Raw genomic sequence first — 1193 nt, 5'->3', positions numbered from 1 at the left:
GAACTTCTATTCTCTCAAACGGGAAGCCGATGCCTCTGAGCGACACACCCGAATCAGACCTTATGAATAACGCTCTTGGAATCGTTCAAGCTGCGCTCTGGTGCAAGGGATATGGGGGTATGACAATTTCTGATGGCAAATGGACGATATGGGACTCGACTACCACCACCTCTATCGCAACATTGAACACGAATATAGGGCTGCCTGTAGCGCCTCAGATTATTCCGAAGCTGTTCAAAAGTCTTCTCACCATGGACGCCTACACGCTCTTGCCGAGAGGCACCCCATTGATTCGTTCGATTCAGCGATCCTTGAATAGCCGCTATAACGGTCGAAGCGATTTTTTCTCGTTCCTTGCGATGGCATATACTCACGTGACGTACAGGCGGGACTTATGTACAGCCTCCAATATGAGATGGGAATGGCCGACGGCACTGCGAATGGTTATCTCGGCCCCGGTACTAAAGCCGGATTGAGTTCCGCCGCCGCCAATGTTGGGCAGGGATCGATGGATTCGTCAAAATACTTTGTGCATCTCTTCCAAGCGGCGCTAGCATTTAACGGATCGTATGACGGAGAATACGACGGCGTCTTCTCGGAAAAAATGGCGGCGAACGTAAAGTCGTTTCAGGCTTTCGCGATGTTGCCGCAGTCTGGACGCGCGGACTGGAAAACCTGGGCGTCTCTGCTGGCTTCAACAGGCGACCCTGAACGCATGGACAGTGCGAAGGCCATCGACTGCATCACGACCATTACAGCAGCACGCGCCACCACACTGAGGGCCAATGGCTATGCCATAGTCGGCCGCTATTTGACGAATACCCCCAATGTGCCTGACCCAACGGACAAAAACATCAAACCGGATGAATTGTCCACCATATTTGCAAACGGCTTGAAGATATTTCCGATCTTTCAGGAGGGCGGAGGTAACATATCCTTTTTCGACGCAGAAAAGGGGCGAAGTGCGGCAAGGAGGGCTCATTTCGAGGCCCTCAAGTTTGGGTTCAAGCCTGGAACGGTGATCTATTTCGCGGTCGACTTCGACGCTGTCGAAGATGAAGTTTATAGCAACATTGTTCCGTATTTCGAGGCGATATCGACCGCATTCCGTGGCAGTCAGAGCGTTATTCATAAGGTTGTTTACCAGCCGAGTCGATAAAGTTCGAGGCGGGTGACCGTACGAATGAGGTTGG

The 1193-nt window shown here is 51.8% G+C and carries 1 protein-coding gene; it reads left to right on the top strand.

The genetic code is table 11. From position 1 onward, the window contains the following. Positions 1 to 421 precede the first annotated feature (421 nt). The gene (locus HRF29_RS14570) at positions 422 to 1159 is read left to right on the top strand and encodes a glycoside hydrolase domain-containing protein (RefSeq protein ID WP_173249572.1); all 738 of its coding nucleotides are present in this window, start codon (positions 422 to 424) and stop codon (positions 1157 to 1159) included. The last annotated feature ends 34 nt before the right edge of the window (positions 1160 to 1193 follow it).

The organism is Rathayibacter agropyri (assembly GCF_013249015.1).
Lineage (GTDB): Bacteria > Actinomycetota > Actinomycetes > Actinomycetales > Microbacteriaceae > Rathayibacter > Rathayibacter agropyri.
The sequence above is the reverse complement of the archived record's forward strand: the minus strand, read 5'-3'. Positions and strand labels throughout refer to the sequence as shown.

Coding starts and splice junctions, on each gene's coding strand:
- HRF29_RS14570 (WP_173249572.1), top strand. CDS start 422: ATGGCCGACGGCACTGCGAATGGTTATCTCGGCCCCGGTACTAAAGCC.